Source organism: Actinokineospora iranica, from assembly GCF_900101685.1.
GTDB classification, from domain to species: domain Bacteria; phylum Actinomycetota; class Actinomycetes; order Mycobacteriales; family Pseudonocardiaceae; genus Actinokineospora; species Actinokineospora iranica.
In genome coordinates this window covers 1,128,685-1,146,341 of sequence record NZ_FMZZ01000001.1, presented here as the reverse complement: position 1 = coordinate 1,146,341, position 17,657 = coordinate 1,128,685, and the positions used below count along the sequence as shown (strand labels likewise).

General features: G+C 68.6%; 13 protein-coding genes and 2 pseudogenes. 11 read left to right on the top strand and 4 right to left on the bottom strand.

The features are described from left to right. Positions 1-39 precede the first annotated feature (39 nt). A pseudogene (locus tag BLS56_RS05315) lies at positions 40-388 on the top strand (transposase family protein). Further along, positions 385-693 carry a hypothetical protein gene (locus BLS56_RS05310; protein ID WP_139190520.1) on the top strand — a complete coding sequence of 103 codons (309 nt, stop codon included), beginning with the start codon at positions 385-387 and terminating at the stop codon, positions 691-693. Before BLS56_RS05315 ends, BLS56_RS05310 begins: the two are co-directional and overlap by 4 nt. 113 nt (positions 694-806) lie before the next feature. Here BLS56_RS05310 and BLS56_RS05305 read toward each other — a convergent pair whose 3' ends face one another. Together BLS56_RS05305 and BLS56_RS05300 are read right to left on the bottom strand one after the other, a co-directional pair. Then, positions 807-2,246, bottom strand: coding sequence for a tetratricopeptide repeat protein (locus tag BLS56_RS05305; RefSeq protein WP_091448612.1), 1,440 nt, complete (start codon positions 2,244-2,246; stop codon positions 807-809). Continuing rightward, positions 2,222-3,055, bottom strand: a complete 834-nt coding sequence (locus BLS56_RS05300; protein ID WP_091448610.1) for a helix-turn-helix domain-containing protein — start codon at positions 3,053-3,055, stop codon at positions 2,222-2,224. Before BLS56_RS05300 ends, BLS56_RS05305 begins: the two co-directional genes overlap by 25 nt. 32 nt (positions 3,056-3,087) lie before the next feature. Here BLS56_RS05300 and BLS56_RS05295 point away from each other — a divergent pair, with 32 nt between their 5' ends. The 7 genes and pseudogenes from BLS56_RS05295 (at position 3,088) to BLS56_RS05265 (ending at position 12,173) form a co-directional block, all read left to right on the top strand. Beyond that, positions 3,088-3,573, top strand: a complete 486-nt coding sequence (locus BLS56_RS05295) for a hypothetical protein (protein ID WP_228771365.1) — start codon at positions 3,088-3,090, stop codon at positions 3,571-3,573. Positions 3,574-3,983: 410 nt separating this feature from the next. Further along, on the top strand, positions 3,984-5,378 hold the full coding sequence (locus BLS56_RS05290; protein ID WP_139190519.1) for a Vps62-related protein: 1,395 nt from the start codon (positions 3,984-3,986) through the stop codon (positions 5,376-5,378). A gap of 296 nt (positions 5,379-5,674) precedes the next feature. Then, entirely contained in the window at positions 5,675-6,886 is a 1,212-nt protein-coding gene (locus BLS56_RS05285) for an IS110 family RNA-guided transposase (protein WP_091448605.1), read from the top strand. Between the two features lie 308 nt (positions 6,887-7,194). Further along, a complete protein-coding gene (locus BLS56_RS05280; protein ID WP_175482666.1) occupies positions 7,195-8,151 on the top strand; it encodes a phosphotransferase enzyme family protein in 957 nt (318 codons plus the stop codon). Positions 8,152-8,958: 807 nt separating this feature from the next. Then, positions 8,959-9,825 (top strand): annotated as a pseudogene (locus tag BLS56_RS05275) (glycosyltransferase); the annotation flags it as partial. Positions 9,826-9,902: 77 nt separating this feature from the next. Next, positions 9,903-10,814, top strand: a complete 912-nt coding sequence (locus tag BLS56_RS05270; protein ID WP_091448600.1) for a DegT/DnrJ/EryC1/StrS family aminotransferase — start codon at positions 9,903-9,905, stop codon at positions 10,812-10,814. Between the two features lie 411 nt (positions 10,815-11,225). Next, positions 11,226-12,173 carry a hypothetical protein gene (locus BLS56_RS05265; protein ID WP_139190518.1) on the top strand — a complete coding sequence of 316 codons (948 nt, stop codon included), beginning with the start codon at positions 11,226-11,228 and terminating at the stop codon, positions 12,171-12,173. Here BLS56_RS05265 and BLS56_RS05260 read toward each other — a convergent pair. Then, entirely contained in the window at positions 12,141-13,325 is a 1,185-nt protein-coding gene (locus BLS56_RS05260) for a glycosyltransferase (protein ID WP_175482665.1), read from the bottom strand. The two genes, BLS56_RS05265 and BLS56_RS05260, sit on opposite strands and share 33 nt — an antisense overlap. A gap of 522 nt (positions 13,326-13,847) precedes the next feature. Here BLS56_RS05260 and BLS56_RS05255 point away from each other — a divergent pair. Together BLS56_RS05255 and BLS56_RS05250 are read left to right on the top strand one after the other, a co-directional pair. After that, positions 13,848-15,377: an RICIN domain-containing protein gene (locus BLS56_RS05255; RefSeq protein ID WP_091448594.1), complete on the top strand. Its 1,530-nt coding sequence runs from the start codon at positions 13,848-13,850 to the stop codon at positions 15,375-15,377. A gap of 1 nt (position 15,378) precedes the next feature. Further along, positions 15,379-16,566 (top strand): RICIN domain-containing protein, encoded by a 1,188-nt coding sequence (locus BLS56_RS05250; RefSeq protein WP_091448592.1) that lies wholly within the window; start codon positions 15,379-15,381, stop codon positions 16,564-16,566. 108 nt (positions 16,567-16,674) lie between these two features. Here the strand turns inward: BLS56_RS05250 and BLS56_RS05245 are convergent, their stop codons facing one another. Further along, complete coding sequence (locus BLS56_RS05245) at positions 16,675-17,529, bottom strand: alpha/beta fold hydrolase (RefSeq protein WP_091448590.1); 855 nt, start codon at positions 17,527-17,529, stop codon at positions 16,675-16,677. Between the last annotated feature and the right edge of the window lie 128 nt (positions 17,530-17,657).

The window sequence follows — 17,657 nt, the reverse complement described above, 5'->3', positions numbered from 1 at the left end:
CCGCAGGTCGTCGCGTCACCGGACGGGACGATCCTGTGGGTGTCGGGTGATCTGCCGGGCAGCACGCATGACACCGCCGCGGCCAGGATCTGGAACATCCTCGCCGCCCTGCGCGACGCAGGGTTGATCGCCCTGGCCGACAAGGGCTACCACCGATATAACCCCACCGGCCGGCACGTGATCACCCCGTACAAGGGGGCGGAACAAGCCCGAGTCACAGAAGGACGCCAATCGCGCCCACGCCCGCCTGCGCGGCCCCGGCGAACGCGCCAACGCCCAACTCAAGACCTGGCGCGTCCTGCGCAAAGTCCGCGTCAGCCCACGCCGCGTCGGCCGACTCGCCAAAGCCATCCACGTGCTGCAGAACCACGAGACCACACCAGGATGAAAAGGCTCACTGTGCTGGCGCTGGTGCTGGCGGCAGGGGGTGCGCTCGGTGTCGCGGCGCCCGCTTCGGCTGCGGTCGACTACTGCAGCTTCCGGCCGATCTCCGGCTCGGACGGACATGCGGGCGCTGACGTCCTGTGCAAGCAGAGCAGCAGCGGGCAGTACGCGGCCATGGCCGCGTGCGAGCGCCTCGACAACGGCCACCGGTACATGCACTACGGCAACTCGGTTCGCGCCGGGCAGCGCTCGATCGTGTGGTGCGACCGGTACGCCAGGGTGCTGTGGGCCTCCGGCGTCAGCACATGATTTGGTGATCTGACAGGTCGCGCCTCGGCGGCTTCCTGATCTGGCTGAAGCCGCCGAGGCGCGCCCCTGTGACCGTTGGTCTCGATAGCCGCTGAGACTCAGGGTTGCGCCATCTATATCGACTCGTTCAGCAGTTGCTGGACCTCGTGTGCCCTTGGGTCGTTCATCCTCTGGAACGTGTCCATCGCATCGGTCCAGGCTTGTGTCGCCAAGTCTTTTTGGCCGAGGGCGGTACGGATGTGCCCGACCCAGAGCAAGTGCTTGGCCAGGTCGTACCAGGCGCCGAGTGCGCGGAACTCGGCACTAGCCTGCTCGGCGGTGTCAGCGGCCTTGGCCAGGTCGGCGAGGCCGAAGTAGGACTGCGCGATGTTCACCGCGGCAATCGCGCCGTGGAGACGCTTCCCCAGCGTGTGGAACAGTTTTCGGGCGGCCTGGTTGTGGCTGAGGCCTTCGAGGTATCTGCCGATGGCGTTGTAGCCGTCGCCGAGATTGAGCGAATAGACGGCCTCATCGTCCACTGATCCCGCTTGGCGGGCGAGCGTGAGCGCCTGTTCCAGGTAGTCGATGGCGGCCACGGCGTCACCGCTGTTCACGAGGGAGATGCCGATGTTGTTCATCACGATCGCCGTCTTTTCCAGATCGTTGTCGGCCTGGGTGACGACGAGCGCATCCTGATACAAGGCAATCGCCTCGTCCCACCTCTCCGCCGCCATGTAGGCGCCGCCGAGGCAGTTGGCCGCGTGGAACCGCGCCAGGTGGTCGCCGGTCCGGTCCGCGGCGGACACTCCGAGGCGCCCTATTTCGAGCCAGTCCGCTTTGTGCTGACGAGCCCTGAAGAAACCGTGAAGTAGCCAGGCGAATCGCCAAACGTCGTCGTGCCAGCCGTGCTCGGCGAGTGATTTCACCAAGGCGATGAGGTTGGCCCGCTCCGTGTCGAGCCAGTCCAGCGCTTCGGTGCTTTCCTGGAACTCCGGCCAGGAGGGATCGCCGGAGGAGACGTCCACGACCTCGTGAATCCGCGGGCTGAACATCACCTGACTGCGTGCCCGTCCCGCGACAACCAGGTACATGTCGACAAGCCGCCGGAGTGCGGCGTGCCGCGCGGTTCCGTCGATCTCCTTCGCGAGCTCCGTCGCGTACAGCCGGAGAAGATCGTGCATCCGGTAGCGGTTCGGCAGGGTCTGCTCGACAAGGTAGCCGTTCTCCAGTTCACGCATCGGTGCGCGCAGCGTCTCGACAGGCAACGCGGTGAGGCAGTTGACAGCGGTCAGGCTGATGTCGACACCGGGGGCGAGTCCCAGTGCGGCGAACACCTGCCTGGCCGCGGTTGACAGCGCCTGGTAGGACCAGGAGAACACCGAACGCACATCGGTACTGGGTTCAGTGCCCGCCAGCCCGTCCAAGTCGCCGCCTGCCTCGCGCAGCTCCGCGACGAGTGCGCTCAGCGGGAACGTGGGCCTGCTGGCGGCGCGCGCGGCCACAACCGCCAACGCCAGTGGCAGGCGGGCGCAGCGGTCGATGATCTCGGCTACCGGGCCGGGCTCCGCCGCCACCGACCGCGGCCGAGCCGCCTTGCCAGCAACAGCTCCGCGTCGGCCACAGTGAGCAGGTCCAGCGGGAGCAGGTGGGCATTGTGGGTGGCCACCAGGCTCGCCAGGTGGTTGCGGCTGGTGACCACCACCACGCACCCGGCGGTGCCGGGCAGCAACGGGCGCACCTGGTCGGCGTCTCTGGCGTTGTCCAGCATGACGAGCATGTGACGGTCCGCGACCAGACTGCGGTACAGGCCCACTTGGGCGTCGATGCCCACCGGGACGCGCCGCGGAGGCACACCGAGCGCGTCGAGGAAGCCGCGCACCGCTTCGGCGGCCTCCACCATCGCGCCGCGGGCGTCAAAGCCGCGGAGGTTGACATAGAGCTGCCCGTCGGGGAAGCGGTCCGCGGTCCGGTGCGCCCAATGCAGCGCCAACGTCGTCTTCCCCACCCCCGCGGTGCCCGCGACCGCGGAGATCACCACCGCGGACTGCTCTCGGTCCACGCTGTCCAGCATCGCGTCGAGTCGACCAAGCTCGTCGGCGCGACCGACGAAGCCGACCACATCGGGCGGCAGTTGACGGGGAACCGGGCTCACCTGCTCGGGTGCGCCCGTCGCCGCGGCCAGCAGTTCGCTCTGCGTGTGCGGCGGCAGATCCAGCGCGGTGACCAACTGCCGGACCGAGGCGAGTTGCGGGTTGGGCCGGTTGCCGGACTCGATGGCACGGATGGTCCGGACCGAGACGCCGGATCGCTCGGACAGTGCCTCCTGGGTGAGTCCCGCTCGTCGCCGATGGTGCAGCAGGGCAGCGGCCAGTCGATCCCCCATGCGTCATTGGTACCAGCCTGACCGGTCACAGGTTGCCGGTCGGCGACCTGTTCAACCGATCGGTCGAGCACCAGGATCAACCGTGTGGTCCTCCACATCGCTCCGGCGAACTGATTCACTTCGCTTCCGAAGACAGGGGATTCGAGATGGGCACGTTGCGCAGCAGGCTGAATTTGCGTTCGGTCAAGAAGGTCGGGAGCCGCATGGCTTTGGCCACCGCTCTGGGAGCGGCCGCGATTGTCGGCGGCCCCGGCGCGGCTTCCGCGGCCGATGTTCAGCCCCAATACTGGAATTACAAGTGTGACGATGGGAGGGCGTGCGTCTATCACGTCAATGGGGACGTCTGGAACGTCGAGCACTGCGGAGTGACCGGCCTCGACGACTTCTACCGCTACGCCAAGGCACACGGCAATGCTTTCACCATCTTCTACGCGAACATTCCCTCCGTCTTCATTCCAGCGTGGAGCGAGAGGTCGGTGCCGTCCTCCCGGGCAACAGGAGTGCAGGTGTACTGCTGAGGGCTGACGATGGCGACGACCCTTTCACAGGCTCGATCCACTGCGAGCCGATAGCCGGGTGCTGTCGCCCGCGCGGCCCCACAGGTAGACCGGCAGCACCGCGACGGCCCGTTCGGTGGTCTTCGCGGCGAGGTCGTCGTAGTCGAAGTCGAGGGGTCTGCCGTCGTCCTGCCACCCGTCGAGCGTGGATCGGCGACGGTGCCTTCATTGCCTCGCGCAGCGACCTGGGGAACAGGCGAGGCTTTTGGCCAGGTCTGCCTCGTGGGGCGGCTTCGAGCCGAGACCAGCGATCATCCCCTTGATCTTCTCGATCGTTTCCTGGGAGACCGGCGTCCACTGGCTCCCTTTGCGGAAGGCTTGTGACCCAGCCGGGCTATCCTGAGGGCTTCCAGGGCGGACAGGGGCCTGCGGTGGGTTTCAGGGGGATGCGGCTCGCGGTCGCGGTGATGACCGCCGCGGTGCTGGTGGCGGGGTGCGAGGACGAGGCGCCGCCCGCGCCGCGGTCCGCCGGGGAGAGTTCGCCCGCGCCGGACGACGCGGCGCTGGCGGCGCGGTTCGCGCCCCTGGTGTGGCTGGCGGGTGGGGAGGCGTTCCAGCCCGGTGACGCGGGCCGGTTCATCGCGGCGTCGGAGCTGTGGTTCCACGAGCTGTGCGGCACCAAGGACCCGCACCACCGGCTCGCCACCGAAGTGGACCCCGCCCGGTTGGGTGGACGTCCTTCGCCGTACACGAAGACGGCGTGTGTGGACGGTGTCCGCGAGTTCTCGTCCACTGAGGACTTGGACGCCGGGCGCGGTGGCGGAAGCGGTTTCTACCTCGAACTCGACGACAACGACGATGCCCGGCGCGGTGATGTCGGGTCGGCGCCGGTGTATTGGGAGAAGTACGACTCCGGTGACGGCCGCACCGCGTTCGTGTACTGGCTTTTCTACCCCTACAACCAGTTCGTCAACCGCGGCAGGACCGTCAACAAGCACGAGGGCGACTGGGAGCGGGTCGCGGTGCGACTGCGCGGCGCCGAGCCGATCGGGGTGACCTTCTGGAAGCACGGCGAACCGCCGTGCCTGGTCGAATGGGGCGACGTCGAGCAGGCCGACGGCCACCCCGTCGCGTACTCGGCACTGGGCTCGCACGGCTCCTATCACCGCGCGGGCGGCTGGGACGCCACCCCGGCCGAGGTGCTGGAGGTCCCCATCCCCGAGGGCGCGCAGCCCATCACCGACATCACCTCCCCGGGCACCCGATGGCCGACCTGGGAACGCGCCCGCTCGGTGGTGGACGAACCCTGGTGGGGCTACAGAGGCAAGTGGGGCAGCCAGCCTGGCCGCGCAGGCGCCGACGGGCCGCGCGGGCCGTACCCCGGCCGGTCGGAGGCGGTGTTCGCGACGGAGCCGTGCGCGGACCCGCTGCCGCTGCCCACCGCGTCCCCTGGTCCGCCCGTGCCGACCTCTTCCGCGGCGCCCGCGGTCATCGATGGGGCGTACCTGGGCACGTGGCGGTCGCCCGAGCCGGTCGACCAGCCCACCACGGACAAGGAATACCGGGTCGAACTGACGCTCCGGCAAGGCGCGCTCGGCGAGCGTGTCGGGGACATCCGCTATCCGGGTCTGGAGTGCAGTGGATCGCTCAGCCTGGTGGAGGTCCGTCCGACAGAGCTGGTCGTGGCTGAACGCATCGACGCCGAGCCCGTGCACCAGTGCGTCACCGAGGGGATCGTCACGCTGACCCGGACCCCGGACGGCCTTTCCTGGGCCTACATCAGCATCGGCGGGGTCATGGCGAGCGCGAAGCTGGTCCGTTCGTAGGGCTTCGGAACTGGCCAGCGGGGGAGACCGCGGTGGGCGGCTCGGGCAGGGTGAACAACCCCTCGTCCGTGCGGAAGCCTGAACGTCCAACCGCGGCCACACCTGCCACTGCCTCAGGCCTCGCCCCGGTATCCCTCGGACGCCATATCCTGGAGAATGGCGCTCTCAAGCAGTTCCACGGAAACATGCTGGCGTCAACGTCGGTTCCGCATCATCGAGGGCCAATTAATGGGCTTCCGGCGAGCGTCCTCATGACCGAGCGGGTCCTTCACCGTCAGAGAAGGAGTACCGCGCGCGTGTTCGCGGGATGGGACTGGGCCACCGGGTCGGACGATGTGACCGTCATCGACCAGGCCGGGAAGAGGACCGATCGGTGGGCGTCGGCCCACACCGAGACCGGGATCGCAACCATCCTGTCGCGGCTGTGCGGTCACGGCGACCCCGCCGGTCCGCCCGTGGCCATCGAGACCACCAGGGGCCTGGTCGTGGACCGGCTGCTGGCCGCCGGTCACCCCGTGATTCCCATACATCCCAACGCGTTCAACGCGATCCGCCCCCGCTGGGGTGCTGCACGGGCCAAGAGCGATCCCGGTGACTCGTTCAAACTGGCCGACTACCTGCGCACCGACGGCCACCGGTTGCGCACGCTGGCCCCGACCCTGCCCGAGACGCTGGAACTGCAAGCACTGACCCGGCAACGCGCCGACCACATCGAAGCCCGCGTCGCGGCGATCAACCAGCTCGCCGCGCTGCTCGACGAGCACTGGCCCGGCGGCAAAGCGGTGTTCGCCAGCCTGGACTCCGACATCGTTCTGGCCTTCCTGGACCGCTACCCCACGCCGCAGGACGCGGCCGGGCTGACCGCCGTCCGGCTTGAGGCGTTCTGCAAGCGCCACGGCTACTCCGGCAAACGGCCTGGCAGCGTGCTGATCGAGCGGCTGCGCACCGCCCCGGTCACCGCATCCCGGCTGGGCCTGCCAGTGATCGCACGGCTCGTCGGCGTCCAAGTGCGACTGGTGCGGTCCCTGCGCGCCACCATTCGCGAACTCGACACCGCCATCGCCGAAGCGATCAAGACCCACCCCTGGGCCGAGCTGATCGCCGGACTGCCCCGAATCGGCACCGTCAACCTCGGCCAGGTCATCGGTGAGATCGGACCCATGCTCGAACGCGCCACCAGTGGCACGCAACTGGCCGCCGAGACCGGCGCCGCACCGGTCACCAAGGAATCCGGCAAACACCGCACTGTCAACTTCCGACACGCAGTCAACCGACGCGCCCGCCAAGCCCTCACGACCTGGGCCGACAACAGCAGACACGGCAACGACTGGGCCGCGCGGATCTACAACGACGCCCGCGCCCGCGGCAAACGACATCCCCACGCCGTCCGCATCCTCGCCCGCGCCTGGCTGCGCATCATCTGGGCCTGCTGGCGCGACAAAGCCTGCTACGACCCCAACCTCCACCACGCCACCAACAAGATCAACACAACCCAGGGGTTGACTTAGGAAACTCACGCCGCCACCCTACGAGACGAGTCCGCCGTGTGTCCCACTGCGATTCGGGGCTGTCACCTGTGATTCGGCTGCACTCCCAGTGCGGCCAGGTGCACGACGGCGGCGAACCCACGCAACGGGTCCACTGTGATGTCGGCGAACAAACCGCCGACGACGTCGTGGCCCGCATCCGCGAGGACGGCCCCAGACAACCTTGGTGGCCTCTCAGGAGAATCCGCACAAGCTGGGCCATAGGCGCGTGTAGGCAGGTGAAACAGGTCGGCGCCGAGCGGCGAAACGCTCGCACTACGCTGGATCGCGTGGTTTCCCGAGCGCTGCAGGAGCTATCCGACGAGCTGGTCGCTGTCGCTGGTCTGCCGCAGGTCGTGGAGGCGACCCCGCTGACCGGTCGCGGTTTCGAGAACACGATCGTGGTGTTGACCTTCGCGGATCGGTCCAAGGCCGTCCTGCGCGCGTTCAGAGAGCCCCGGATGCCCGAGACCCCTAGGGCGGTCTTCCTTGCCCAGCAGGGTGTGCCCGCCCCCGCGCTGCTCGCCGCGAACGACCGCGCCTCGCTGGTGGAGTTCGCCGAGGGCGCGCCGCTCGGCGACCACATCGAGAATCGGACCGACACCGAACAGGTGTGGCGTCTGGTCGGCGCCGCGTACGCGCGGGTGCACGCGGTCTCCTTCCCCACCGGGCTCGCGGGCGAGGACCTCGGCCCGGCGCGGTTCGTGCTGACCCCTCGCGACCCGGCCGCCGAACTGCACGAGATCGTGGACGAGTCAGTCCCCGGCTTGCGCCGACTGGCGCCGGACTTGGTTCCGCTGCTGGGGGAACTGCACCTGGCGATCGACGCGGTGGCCCCGTCGTTGCGCGAAGCGCGGTCGGCGCTGGGGCACGGTGACATCAACATGTGGAACGTGCTGGTGTCCCAGGACCGCGCGACGCTCATCGACTGGGACTTCCCCCGCGTCGGCGACCCGGCCAAGGAGGTCGCGCTGCTGGACAAGCACGCCTCCCTCTACAACGGGACCGGTCTGCCGCCCGCGTTCTTCGCCGGGTACGGCAAGACACAGGAGCCCAACACCACGCTGCACCGGGTGGTGCAGACACTCGGCTGGGCCACCAGTGGCGACTTCACCCAGATCGACCGCGACCCCGACCTGACCGAGGACCTCAAGCAGCGGGCCAAGAACTGGCTGCCGAAGCTGGTCGCGCACGTGCGCGAGATGCCCGCGCACCTGGAACGGCTGCGCGCGCTGAGCTCGCGCTGACCCACCCGCTCACGCTGATCTACCTGAGGATCGCCCGCGTCTGTCAGCATCCCTGCCATGGCGGCAGTCCCCACCAGCCCGCGCACGTCCGACCGGTGCTGCTCATCGCCGTCATCGTGACGGTGGCGCTACGGCTACCACGGTGACGAGCCGTGCTTCATCTGGGCTGGGCGCAATCCCGATTGGTCCTATCCGGACCAGCCCGCCCTCGTCCCGCTGCTGGCCGCCGCCCTTGGCTGGTCTTACCCCAGTGAGGGGGAGGTTCCCGACCATGTGGCTCTCGATGGTGCTACGGAACAACGGGCACCGCCCGCGGCCCTCGTCCATCGCCTCACCACGACCGCGGATCGCCACCGCATTGTCCTCCGAGCCTGGGAGCGAGGCCGTGCGGGCCGTTCGGTCGAAACGTGTCCTAACTGGAGGGATGGCGGCCCGGTATTCGCTGCCGACCCGGTTCGTGGTGGCGCTTTCAGCGCGTCGCCGCGGGTGGAAGAGGTGAGCGGGCTGGGTTGCCTTCGCCCGGGATTCGTAGCCGTAGTCTCGTTCGGCGTAGTGACGCCGGTCGCTGAAGGGGTTTTGATTACTCGCCGTTTGTGAAGCGGTCTGTTATACCAGCGCGAGTTGCTGCCGTTCGCCGAGGTCGTGTCCCTGGTTCGCGGCAACCAGATCCAGGACGCCGCCAGCGTGATCGCGGTCCTGTTCCATCTGGCCAACCAACGAGGAGTTGATCAGCGTGCGAATCGGCTACGTCCTGATGGAGTTCCCGCCGCTGACCGAGACGTTCATCCGGCGTGAGATCGCCGCCCTGTGCGGGCGGGGCGACAGCGTCGTCGTCTACGCCGAGGCGCTGGTCGACCACCCGCTGTCCGTCACCGCGCCCGGCCCCGGTCTGACCGTCCGCCACGTTCCGTTCCAGCGACGACCGGGCGACCTGTCCGCGGCAGCGCGCCGGGACGGAGTCGCCCACCTCCACGGCAGCCTGAAATCCGACTCGCACCGGGCGACCCAGGCCGCCGCGAACGCCCTCGGCCTGCCCTACACGATCACCGCCTACAGCGGCCGGGACATCTTCACCGTCAGCGAACCCGAGCTGTACCAAGGCATCGCCCGGGACCCGGCCTGCCGGGCGATCGTGGTGGAGGACGAGTTCATGGCAGGCTGGATGGTCGACCGGTTCGCCATTCCCCGGGACCGATTGGCGCTGGTGGCGAACCCGATCGACCTGGAGGTCTACCGGCCCGAGATCCCCCGGCGCGGGATTCCCTCGTCGTCCTCGCCATCGCCCGGTTCATCAGGAAGAAAGGACTGTTCCAGCTCATCAAGGCGTTTCAGCTGCTGTCGGCGGGCCGCGACGACGTCGTCCTGTGGCTGGTCGGACGGGGGCCGCACGAGGACGACCTCCGCGGGCTCGCGGGCGACCACCCGAAAATCAAGTTTCTCGGGGCGATGACCGAGGCGCAGACCGGGAAGGTGTACGCCGACGCCGACATCTTCTGCCTGCCCTGCGTCCAGACCCCGGACGGCAACGCCGACGGCGTCCCGACCGTCGCCCTGGAGGCCATGGCGTACGAACTGCCGATCGTCGCCTCCGACCTGTTGTCGATGCCCTACTACGTCCGGCACGAGCAGGAGGGCCTGCTGGTCCCGCCCCGCGACGTCCCCGCCATCGCGGCGGCCCTGGACCGGCTGTGCGCCGACAGTGAGTTGCGCCACCGGCTCGGCCGCGCGGGCCGCGTCCGCGTCACCGAACTCTGCGACGTCGACCGAACGTCTCGATACTGCGGTCGCTGTTCGGGGAACCCCCGGCCAGAGCCGAGTTCCTGCCCTTCGGGGAGCCATGCCTTGGCGAAGAGGAGGCCACGGAGGTCCTCGACACCCTCCGCTCGAAATGGATCGGCATGGGCCCGAAGGTCGCGCGCTTCGAGCGGGAGTTCGCGCGCTACGTCGGCGCCCGCCACGCCATCGCGGTCGACTCCTGCACCTCGGCCCTGTTCCTCAGCCTGCTGGCCAGCGGCATCGGGCCGGGCGACGAGGTGATCACCACCCCGTTCACCCTCGCCGTCACGGTCAACGTCATCGAACACCTCGGCGCCACACCGGTTTTCGCCGACATCGACCTACCGACCCTCAACCTGGACCCCGACCTCGTCCGCCGCGCGATCAGCCCACGCGCCAAGGCGATCCTGCTGGTCCACTTCGGTGGCCTGGCCTGCGACCTGGACGCCATCGGGTCGATCGCCGACTCGGCCGGGCTGGCGCTGATCGAGGACGCGGCGCACGCGGTGGGCACCCGCCACCGCGGCCGCATGATCGGCGGCACCGGACGGCTCACCGCCTTCTCCTTCTACTCCAACAAGAACCTCACCACCGGCGAAGGCGGGATGATCACCACCGCGGACGACTCGCTGGCCGGGAAACTCGAAACCCTGCGGCTGCACGGCCTTACCAGCGACGCCTGGAAGCGCTTCACCGCCCGGGGCGACGCGGGCTACGAAGCGGTCACCCCGGGCTACAAGTGCAACATGACCGACCTGGCCGCGTCGCTGGGCATCCACCAACTGCGCAAACAGGAAGCGTTCCTCGCCGTCCGCGCCCGCTACGCGCGGTGCTACGACGACGCCTTCGGTCGCGAAACGCCACACCTCCTGACCTGGTCTTTCTGACGCTGGAGTCGGGATTCGAGCGGACCAGCGTCTGGGCGGCGTCAGCGCATCAGCGTGCTCCGCCCGAATCGCTCACTTGCGCGCGTGCTCACCCTTTTGGCGATCGGACACCCGGTGAGGTTGCTTGGCGAAGTGTCCGTCGGCGCGGGCTTTGGTGGTTTTCCGACAGGTTCCCGCGGGTGCGACTCGATCGGCGGCAGGGCGGTGACCGTGGGTGAGTACTGGTGGTGTGCGGTGGTTTTCCGAGGGCTGACGACTCCGCTCCCGGGCCGCTACGGTCGGGTTGTGCCGTTCATCGACATTGTTCCGGTCGGCCCGGCGGGGTCGGGCAAAACCTCTCTGTTGGCTGCGATGCAGCAGGGCCTTGAGGAGTGTGACGCGGGGCTGGCTCCGGTGGTCAGAGCGGACCCGGTGACCGCGGTCCGACTCGCGCAGGTGTGGCGGTCGATGCGGGCCGACGGTCCGGGATGGCCCGCGCGCACAGACCCGGATGCCTTGGTGGACTTGCGTTTCGCTGCGGAGACGGACGGCGAGGAGCCGTTGTACGAGACGCGGTTGGTCGACTACGACGGTTCCCTGGTGACCGGCGATCGGCGGCAGGCGAGCCGGTCGCTGCTCGCCCGGGTCCGCCGGGCCGACGCGCTGTTGTGTGTCTTGGACGGCGGGCGGATCGCGGATCTGCTCGACGGTGACCGCGGCTATTTCGAGCACACCATGGCCGGGGTGTGGCGGTTGGTCGCTGTCCGGGGCAAGGCAGTGCGGTTCGTGGTGACCAAGTGGGATCTGCTGGAGGGGCGGACAACGCTGGCCGAGGTGCGGGACGCGCTGCTGACCGTGCCCGGTTTCGCGGCGGCGGCGCGGCGGCGTGCCGCCTCGGGCTCGGTCGGGCTGATTCCGGTCAGCGTGCTCGGTGAGGCTCCGGTGCGGGATGCGGTGGTGCCGTTGTGGTCGGTGTTTCCGCACGCGTTGCGATCGGCGGCGGGCCGGGTGGGTCAGGCGACCGGCCGAGGCGGCTCGGTGGCCACCGACGTGGGGGCGCGTCTGCTGTCCCAGGCGGTGACCGCGGTGGCGGTGCGGCAGGTGCTGCAGCGGGTCGTGCGCGCTGTGCCGGAGAGGCGCGCGGCGCGGCGGTATGCCGGGCACGCCGCGGTGGGCGTGTCGATGCTGGTCGAGGCGGCGGTCAAGGCCTGGTGTGACCGGACGACGCGGCCCGATGACGATGACGGGGCGCGGGCGCGGCTGCTGGTGCGCGCGGCCGAGGCGTACGAGTGGGAACTCGACGGCTTTCGCCGCAGGTACCCGGACTCGGATCTGACCAGGGCGGTGTCATCGGAGCGGGCGCGTCGCCGGGCTGACTGAACGCCGCCAGGCGCGTGCGCCGAGCAGTGCGCAGGCGAGTGCGCTCGCACCCGCCACGGCTTTGCGCCGGGGTGTCATCGGAGTCAGCGCCGGTCGGCGTCCGTGTCGGCCGGTCCAGGTCGTCAGCCTGCGGCCGAGCACCCATTCGCGGAACAGCCACCACGCGGTCAGTGGCCCGGTGAGGTACTGCAGGGCCAGCCAGCTGGGCAGGCACTTCACCGTCGTGCGCCACCCAAGCTGCCGCGCGGCCACCGCGACGGAGGCGACGGCGATGACGACCCACAGCGGGCTCCACCAGCTGCGCAGTCCGCGCACCACTCCGTGCCGGGCGAGATAGGGCGCCAGCGTGCAGGTGGCCAGTCCGCCCACCAGTGAGTCGACCACCTGGGAGGCGACCACGATGAACGAGCCGCTGTCCATCATCGGGGCGCGGTGCTTGACCATCGTCTGGGCGAACCCGGCGGTCCAGCGGTGCATCTGGGACAGCAGTTCGGCCAGGGACGTGGGCTCCTGGGTGTAGACGAACGCCTCGGGCGTGAACTCGACCCGGTAGCCGCGGCGGTGCAGCGTCCAGGTGAGGTTGAAGTCCTCGGTGATGTTGTCGTCGGGGAAGCCGCCGACCTCGCGCAGGACGTCCATGCGGTGGCAGTTGGCCATGCCGCTGAGGACAAGTTGCCTGCCGAACACATCCTGCAACGGCCGGACCCAGCCGTTGGCGATCGCGTGGTAGAGCGTGCGGTACCGGCTGTAGAAGGTGTCGGTGTCGCGGGGCAGCGCGGACGGGCAGGTTCCCGCGTAACCCCGGCGCAACGTGTCCATCATCTGCTCCACGGCGCGGGTGCTCAGGGTGGCGTCCGCGTCGAGTGCGACCACCGCGTCGCTGGTGATCACCGGCAAGGCCATGTTCTGCGCCGACGCCTTCGAGCCGCCCTTTCCCTCGATCACGACGACCCCCAGTTCGCGGGCGATGTCGGCGGTGCGGTCCGAACAGTTGTCGGCGACCACGATGATCTGGTCAATCGGGTAGCTCTGCGCGCGGCACGACCGAATGGTCGTGGCGATCGACGCCTCTTCGTTGTGCGCCGGAATCACCACCGACACGGTGTCGGGAAACCGCGACCGCCGGGCTTCCGAGGGACCTTCCGACGTCATCCCTCCTGCGCCCGGGATCATGTTCTGGCGGATTTCCGCTGCCCCCATTTGATGCCGCTCCCAATCCGATACGCACCAATGCTGAAACTGTGAGAATGACCACGCCGATTCCGGTGCCGGCCAGCAAAGACATACGCCTCCCCGAATCCCGATCCCACGTCCCAGCATTTGGCACGGCGCCCCGGGTTCACAATGCCACTTTCGGGTGAGGCCGCCGAGCAGGCGTTGAAGTCGCACACAGTGAGAATAAGGGTGTAATCCTGCTCCAGCCTGGTCATCGCACCGATCAGATCTCACCGACATGGCGGAGTTTGAGCTGCGAAGATCATCTTCACTGGCTCGGACAGACTTATCGAAACCGCTGTGCGGGTGATTCCCGGTGAGTGGAATGCAATCGCCGAAATAAACACTTTCGGCTGACAAGCCGGACTGGTTATTCCGTTGTGGGTCCTGAGTCGCAATCCTCGAAGGGAAGCACTGCAAATCAGGGAGTTCAACTCCCGGACGAGGAGGCGCTACACCATGCCCGCGACCACGAATCTGTCCCCGTCGAACATCGAGCTCGCGACAAACCCCGACTCGCTCGACAGCCACCAGGAACCGGTACAGGTGCACCTGGCGGACAGCGGCGTGATCCCCAAGATCGATGTCTATTTCCTGTCAGACAGCACGGGCAGCATGGGCAGCATCATCGCCGCGGTCCGCGCCCGGGTCGAGGAAATCCTGAACAAGCTCGTGGCCGCAGCGAACCAGGTGAACGCCGACGTGCACTTCGGCGTCGGCAACTACCGGGACCTGGACTTCCCGACTGCCGAGCGTTTCCAGAACCAGGTTCCACTGAGCCCGAGCCCGCAAGCGGCCGCGGACGGCATCCGCGCCTGGAGCGTCGCGGGCGGCACGACCACCGCGGAAGGCCAGTTCTACGCCCTCGACCAGCTCGCGCAGCCGCCGGGCGGGTCCATCGGCTGGCGCGCCGAGGCCAAACGGATCATCGTCTGGGTCGGCGACGCACCCGGCCACGACCCGATCAGCCAAGCCGTGTCCGGCTTCGCCTACGACATCACCGAGCATTCGGTCACCGCCAAGCTGCAGGACCAGGGCATCTTCGTTTTGGTGATCAGCACTCCGTCGGGCTCCAGCGGGCCTGGGCTGAACGTCGACCCCGTGCCGTTGTCCAACGGCACCCCTTATGAGGGCAGGGGGCCTATCGGCGGCACAGCGAACCAGGGCTCCAGGGTCGCGGTCGCGACCGGCGGCACGTACCGGGACGGCATCACCCCGGACACCGTCGTCGATACGATCATCGACCTGGGCACCGCGGGAATCACCACCATCGGCAACGTCAGCCTGGCGCCGAACGCCGCGATCGCGCCATTCGTGCGGATCAGCCCGGCAGGGGGGTATGGCCCCTTCACCCCGGGAACCCACCCGGCCACGCTCGACTTCCAGTTGGATTTCCCCGCCGCGAAGACCGTTTCCGGTGCGCCGGTGACGCGAGAAGTCGCCGTCGAAGGCGTGGTCGACGCGGTCGTGGACGGCGTGCGGGCCGGGTCGACCGCCGTGAAGATCATCGTGCCGGACCTGGCAGGCACCTACAAGATCCAGTGCACGCTGAGCGGACTGTACCTGCAACTGGACGACCCCGGGTGGACCGGCGACGGCGGGAACGTCGACCAGAACGTCTACAGGGGCCTGGCCGCGGAGCAGTGGGAGTTGATCCCCATCGCGGGCGGCGGCTACCGCATCAAGAACCTCGACCCCGCTCGCGACCGCTACCTCGAAGTCGTCGGCATGTCCCGGGAAGAGAACGCCGAAGTCCTCACCCGATCCGACCCCAGCGGTCAGCACAAGGAATGGCTGCTCATCCCCGCGGGCTCTTCTGACTCCAGGGGGCCGGTGTTCCGCATCCAGAATCTCCACAGCGGCAAGGTCCTCGACGTCCGCGGTTGCAGTATGGAACCTGACGCCAAGGCGGTCCAGTTCCACTACTGGGGTGACTACCCGACCTACCACGAAGAGCACAACCAGCACTGGCGGCTGGAACGCATCTGACATGACGCTTCCGCAAGACGGGCGACTCGGGCTGGTGAACACCGCCAGCGGCAAGGCTCTCGCAGCAGACGGGCACCGAATCCGCCAGGCCTGGCCCGACAAAGGCGATCCGGCCCAGCAGTGGCGGCTGCGGCCCGCTCATGACGGCAAACACACCGTCGTCGTGGAGAACGCGGCCAACGGCCTCGTTCTGACGGTCACCGGCGGGGACAACGGCGCCGAGGTCGCCCTGGAAGCCGTCCGGGGCACCAGACACCAGCACTGGCGTCTGGTGCCCCTGCGCTCCGGTGAGCACGCGCTGGTCAACCTCGCCAGCGGCAAATACCTGGACCTGTGGAACGGCGACGCAGGGCATGAGGCACGACTCGCCCAGTTCGACTTCTGGCACGGGCCGCAACAGCGGTGGTCGCTGAGACCGGCCACCTGCCACCGCAACACCCGCGCCCTGGTGACCCTCTTCCGCGATGAACCGGACTTCTTCCCCATCTGGCTGCGCTACTACTCCAGATTCTTCGCCCCCGAGGACATCTACGTCCTCGAACACCAACCCGCACCCGACCGCGCACCGGACGACCGCTTCGTCCACATCCCCATCCACCACGACGAGTTCAGCAGCGACTGGCACCGGGACATCGTCCAACGACACCAACACGATCTCATCGACCGCTACGACGTCGTCCTCAGCACGGATGTCGATGAGATCGTCGCCCCCGACCCGCGCTTCTGCGACCTCGGCCAGTACATCGACCAATTCGACCAGGACTTCGTCAACTGCACCGGCTACGAAGTCCTCCACCTCAACGACCGCGAATCCGCGTTCGACCCCGACCAGCGGGTGCTCGCACAACGCTCGACCTGGTTCGCCAACCCCCTGTACTCCAAACCACTGCTGGCCCGCGTGCCGATGACCTGGCTGGGCGGCTTCCACGAACGCCCCGACCACGCCACCAACCACGACCCGAACCTGTACCTCATCCACCTGCACCGCATGGACTACGGCATCTGCCACCGCCGCCACCTCCTGCGCACCACCCACCAGACCGCACAGGACGACATCGACAACTACCGCGGCTACCAAAACCGAATCGTGGAACCAGAACAGTTCCACCACTGGTTCTACCAGGACAGAGTCAACGGAGACCCCATCCACCCCGAACCCGTGCCAGAGCACTGGCGCACCATCGTGTGATTCCGGCTTGCCGAGTCGGTATTCGTAGACGCGGGCACGTTCGCAGATCGGTCTCCTTGCCGTCGGAGGTCAAGAGAGTCCGCCGCCGCTCGCCCGCGCCATCGGTGGTCAGAGCGTGAGCATCGCCGCGGCGACCTCGTCAACGGCCGCGTCGGGGATCGCGGTGGCGGCCTGTTCGAGCACGAGCAGCCGCGCGCCGGGGATCTCGCGGGCGAGCGCCTCGCCGTTGCCGACGGGGAAGAACCGGTTGTGGCGACCGTGCACCACGAGCGCCGGTATCGCGAGTTCGGGCAGGCGCTCGCGCCAGCGTGGCGTGCAGTCGAGCTTGGCGAACACCATGCCGAGTTGGTTGGCCATGTGGACAGCGGGTTCCGAGCCCGGCGTGCGGTCGAAGACCCGCTCGGCGGTCGCCCGTGCCGCGCCGGGGTCGTCGCCGAGGGTTTCCGCTCTGGCTGCGCCGAACTCCGCCACCGCGGCACGGTCGGACCAGTCGGGCGTCGGGAGCGCGAACAGCCGCTCCATCGTCGCCTTGTCGTGGTCGGGCAGGTCGTCGTCGACCGGGCCTGGTGCGACGGGCCGCGTTCCGGCCAGGGTCAGCGCCGCGAACGCGCCCGGGTGGTCGAGCGCGGCGACCTGCGCGACCATCCCGCCGACGCCGACGCCCGCCAGGTGCGCGGGCCGCTCGCCGAGCCCCCGGGCGAGCGCGGCCGCGTCGGCGGCGAGATCGCGCAGCGTGTAGGCAGGCGCCCCGGGGTCGACGGTTGTCGACGCGCCGGAGTCGCGCAGGTCGTAGCGCACGACGTGCCGTCCGCCGCGGGCGAGCGCTTCGCACAGCTTGTCCGGCCAGGAGAGCATGGTCGGGCTGCCCGCGAGCAGCACCAAGGGCGCCGCCGCATCGCCGAAGTGCTCGATCCCCAGCGTGACACCGTCAGGTGTGCGGAACGAGCGGACCGCCGAGTGCATCGCCAACCTCCAGGACAGCTTGGGACCGCGGCCACGCTACCCCGTGACCTATCTGCCCGGCGCCGTCGGTCAGCGGATCGTTCACCACCCGGAGGAGAAGCCGCTCTATGAGTTGCACTATGCCGCCG